This window comes from Candidatus Magnetaquicoccus inordinatus (assembly GCF_004217665.1).
GTDB lineage: Bacteria > Pseudomonadota > Magnetococcia > Magnetococcales > Magnetaquicoccaceae > Magnetaquicoccus > Magnetaquicoccus inordinatus.
Map to the genome: position 1 here is coordinate 1 of NZ_RXIU01000282.1, position 3,709 is coordinate 3,709.

Genomic DNA, 3,709 nt, shown 5'->3' on the forward strand with positions numbered 1-3,709 from the left:
CCCCCCCTGAAATGCTGAACCGCCTTCGTTGCCCAGGCGAGCGATTCCCAACCAGTGGGAAACATAGAGAGAACGAAGTCCCAGTTTTCATCCGTCAGTGCGATTGGCTTAGTCATAGTGACCGAAGCATAGCACAGAATCTAGCTTACAGTAAATAGGTTAACACTTATGGGGCTTTGCCCTGCACCCACCAGGAGGAGATAATCTCCTCCTGGACCTCCATAATAATTTTTTGGTTTTCAAATGCGATCGCCCTGCGATCAGAGGTTGTTCTTATTCGGCTGGCAGGCGGCGGATGGTAAAGTGCAGAGCTTTTGTACCGTTATTACCGTACAAAAAGGGCAGATCATTGGCAAAGGTAAAGAGGTCGCCGGTGATGGGGGCAATAAAGTTATAGGTTACTTTGCCTGAATCTTTATCGGCATTGCAGGCAGTTTCTGGGTCTGGAGCAAGTGAAATGGTTTTGCTGCCACAGGATCTGCCGATTTGTTGCTGACAATTGCTCTCTTTGATGGTGGCCATTAAGAGAAAGAGTGGTTGTTCAGGAACACGCGCCCACAGATGGGCAGCTATTTTGAGGTGCCATCCGGCATTCTGCCAATTCAGCCAGCCCCAGGCATTGGCTTGTTGGCTCTCATCATACCAGTATGAATTTTTATCCAGTTCGATCTGATAGTGTACTCCCTGTTCCAGTTTGATGCCGCTTGCATTCCAATATTGTTTTGGAAATACCGCAATGGTTTTAGCAGAGTCGGATGCGGACAAGGAGCGGGTTTTGTCTGTTGGCATGCGCTCATGGATGGTCAGGGCAAAGGCCATATTGCCGATAAACCAGATGCTGGCGACCAGGAAAAACAGCCAGCCACAGATCGTGCGCACTGTTTGCTGACAAGAGCCTTTGCGGTGATCAAACCAGACCGTCGGCTTTGTTTGTTGGCTTGCATCGGGAGCACTCTGAGGGCAGGGTTTGTGGTTGAGGATAAGTGTGCGCATTTCTACTGCAAAGCGAGCCGATTTTTTGGCCAACCTTTTTTTCAGAGAGAGCATGACTCCAGCAACGACTGTTAACAATAAAAGCAATTCTGCATGTCCCACCAGTATATAATAAATGACGGGTTTGAACATTCCTGGCAGCAGATAGGAGAAGACTTCAGCAACATGTTGCAAGAGGCTGTAGGGGAAGGCTTGCCAATCTGAGTTGCTGAAACTCATGCTATGGGGAATATTTTGCCACAGTGACCAAGTGAACAGAGCCAGAAAGCCGACAAGCCAGCCAAAAAAGAAGAAGAGCAGGCGCCTTTTCCCTTCAATTTTGAGCAGTTTTTTACGCAAATCGACCCGTTCTGTAACAGAGGAGACCTGTCGGCATTCTGCAATAAAGGGGTCATTCGGTTTGCTGTTTGCACTCACTTGCGCTGCCTCAGAGACAATTTTGAACTGTTCTGGCAGGAAAGGAGGGGCGTAGCCAAAGGGGTCGCCGGAATCTTGCAGGATGTCATCGCGCATGCGTTGCAGGACGGAGTCATGAATTTTGATATTACCCGCAGTGATTTTGCCATTTTTACTGTTGGAACCGGGCGCATAACAGAGCTCTTCCACATCTCGGGCCGAGTAGCGAAATAGAGCGGCAAAGCCATCTCTGGGGTTGTAGAGAATATCATCGACATTGGCCTGTGCACGCACTGTTGCCACAGCATTGTCGCTGAATTGCAGTCCTTGTGATTCCGCCCAGCGCATCATCCAATAGAGTGCGACGTTGGAGAGACCAGCGCGCGGATAGCCGCCTCCGACATTCGAGTGGCAACCGGCAAACCAAACCTGTTCAATTTTCGGCATGTTCTGTCGGCATTGGGTCTGTTCATTCCAGATTTGTGGCATAAAGGCGACGCGGTTGTCATCGATGGCCAAGGCGTGAAACACCTGTTTGACGGCCAGATCGGCTTGGTAGCGATGTTTGATCCAGCCGATTTTTTTCAGCAATCCATTCAATCCGTCGAACAAAAGCCCCATGCCCTGTCCCATCTTTTCCGGGAAGCCCAGGGCGGAGACGGTATCCCAGATGCCCATAAAATGGATAATATTTTCACCATTGTGAAAACAGTGAACAGGATGCGTGCTGCGCCAATCTGCGAGTTTATTGTGCAGTGGGTCATCCTGGTATTGCCGATAGAGTGTATAGGCTTCCTGCAGCAGAGCATCAATTGGTTTGGATAACATATCTGGGTTGGTGCAGTCGATCAGGCCACAGGTTTGGATAAGACCGGCGAGGGCGCGCACGGTTGCGGCGCCGCGACTGAAGCCGAACAGATAGATATGGTCATCTTTTTTATAGTGGCGGCAGAGAAAATTATAGCCATCCAGGACATTTTTTTTGAATCCCAAACCGATTGCCCCACCCAGTGCCTTTAAGGGAGCAAAGTTGCTGGTACCGACCCCATGGTCATAGATGGCCTTTTGTTGTCTGTTGTTGGGAGGTTGTGCATCGCTCAGATGTGGTTTTTCGCGGAGATCGAGATATTGATATATTTTGAAGACATTGCTGTCTGCCCCATAACCCCCTTTATTGCCGGTACCGTCTGAGCAGACGATAAGGTTTTGAGCCATTGCTGTTTTCCCTCCCTCATTGTGTTGGCTATAGGTATATAGTGTGCTTTCAAGATACCCTGGCTATTGCAAGATGTGTGTTTAGAGTGTATCCCAATTCATCATTATCCCTCTTTTGCATGAAAGAGAGTTGAGGGGAAAATGAAGATAGTAAAAATATCGCAAGTATAAAAATGGCTTTTACTTTTTGCAAGAGCGGTTGATTGAATACAACCATATTTCTTGCGTGAGACTCGTGCAGTCAGTTTATGGCTGTGCCAAGCCATGAACGTATGCTGGTTGCCAAGCTGCGAGCTGCATAGAGGGGTTGGGAGCTGGGGTGGGATGCGATGAGTTGAAGCAGATCTTCCGGGGTGTCCAGATCATGCAAAGTTGTACCAACATGGAAGCACCACTGTAGTTGTTGCAGGCGGGAGAGTGTGATAGCGGCGACGGCAGATGTGCTCCAGGGTATATCGGAAAAGAGATTGGGGGCGCATTGTTGCAGGCCGAGCAGGGCATATCCACCATCATGGGTGGGATAGAGTACGGCCTGATGTTGACGCAGCAGTTGGGCTGCCTCTTGCAGTAAGTGACTGTGCATCTCCAGGCAATCGGTTCCGAGCAAGAGCATTGCTCCAGGAGCGCGTTGGGCTGCACGAGCCATTCGCTCTCCTAAATTTCCTGGACCTTGTGCAGAGAGGCGCACCTGCTTTGGGAATGCCATTTGTGGCCATGGTGGGGCGGGGTAGGCGGGTTCGAGCAGCAATTCAACCTCTCCCAGATTGGCCTCCAGGGCAGCAGCCAGAGTGTGCTGCAACATCAAATGAGCCAATGCAGCCGTTTTTTCTGCCCCCAAAATGGGCTGCAGGCGGGTTTTGGCTAGGCCGGGAGAGGGGGCTTTGGCAAAAATGAGGAGACGCATGGAGTTGGCGTGAGATCTGATAGCAATTTGCAAGTAAATGAGTATGTAAATATTTGCGGCGCTGCGCCGACGCAAAAGGCGCGTCGGCTTCGTGTGTAAAGCGCGCCAAAGGCAAAAGATTACGTAACTCCAACAGGTAAGCCACCGGCTATGCCGGTGGACTAAACAAGGCTACGCCGTTCCGTCGTGCTGAAAAATCGT

The 3,709-nt window shown here is 50.2% G+C and carries 2 protein-coding genes; both read right to left on the reverse strand.

Annotated elements, in window-relative coordinates:
- Positions 1-273: 273 nt before the first annotated feature.
- Entirely contained in the window at positions 274-2,604 is a 2,331-nt protein-coding gene (locus tag EJP87_RS14635) for a DUF2235 domain-containing protein (protein ID WP_130472602.1), read from the reverse strand.
- Positions 2,605-2,845: 241 nt separating this feature from the next.
- Positions 2,846-3,508 carry a TIGR04282 family arsenosugar biosynthesis glycosyltransferase gene (locus EJP87_RS14640; protein WP_130472603.1) on the reverse strand — a complete coding sequence of 221 codons (663 nt, stop codon included), beginning with the start codon at positions 3,506-3,508 and terminating at the stop codon, positions 2,846-2,848.
- Positions 3,509-3,709 lie beyond the last annotated feature (201 nt).